Source organism: Cecembia lonarensis LW9, from assembly GCF_000298295.1.
Lineage (GTDB): Bacteria > Bacteroidota > Bacteroidia > Cytophagales > Cyclobacteriaceae > Cecembia > Cecembia lonarensis.
In genome coordinates this window covers 1-791 of sequence record NZ_AMGM01000254.1, presented here as the reverse complement: position 1 = coordinate 791, position 791 = coordinate 1, and the positions used below count along the sequence as shown (strand labels likewise).

Below are 791 nucleotides of genomic sequence, written 5' to 3'. Positions count from 1 at the left end.
TTCGTCTACTTCGTCTCCGGGGCGGTCCCCGAATACGGGGTCATGCTGATGCGCCTGGTGGCCGTTGCCGGGGTCGGACTGTGCGCCTGGGCCGTGGTGGCCCTGGCCCGGCTCAGCGGCAGGGATGCCGCCTGGCCGCTGTGGATCTCGGTGGCCAACCCGCTGTTCTTGCTGAACATGGTCGGCGGAGTGCACAACGACGGGCTGATGATCGGCGGGGTGCTGCTCGGTTTTGTGCTGGTGGCCCGCAAGCGCCACCTGGCCGGCGTCCTTGCGGTGGCTGCTGCCATCGCCATCAAGCCCATCGTGGTGCTGGTGCTGCCCTTCTTGGGCCTGGCCATGGTGTCCCGCGACGCCTCACTGCAGGCCAAGATCCGCGCCTGGGTCTTCACCGGCGCCGTGGCGGGGAGCGTACTGGCGTTGCTGGGCGCGGCCTCGGGCCTCTGGTTTGGTTGGGTCTCTGCGATGGCAGGCGCGGGCTCCGCGGCCTTCCCCTACGCCCCGGTGGGGTTGCTGGGGATGCTACTGGGGTGGCTCGGCTCGCTTCTCGGAGGGGATCTGGAGCTGATTTCCTCCATCGTGTTCTCCGTCTTCCGCGTCGCCTCCTTGGTGCTCGTCTTCCTGTTGGCCATCCGCCGGCCCGCCGGCCCGCCACTGCTGTACGCCGGCTACGCGCTGGGCGCCGCCGTCGTGCTGGCCCCGATCATCCAGCCCTGGTACCTGTTGTGGCTGATCCCGTTCTTCGCCCTGTCCAAGCGCTACCCGATCAACTGGGAACGCGCACTGTATGT

Annotated in this window: 1 protein-coding gene; it reads left to right on the top strand. The window is 68.5% G+C overall.

Features of this window, described 5'->3' with window-relative positions; translation table 11 throughout:
• The coding region (gene mptB, locus B879_RS24035) for a polyprenol phosphomannose-dependent alpha 1,6 mannosyltransferase MptB (protein WP_040401586.1) at positions 1–791 on the top strand (791 nt) is incomplete at both ends.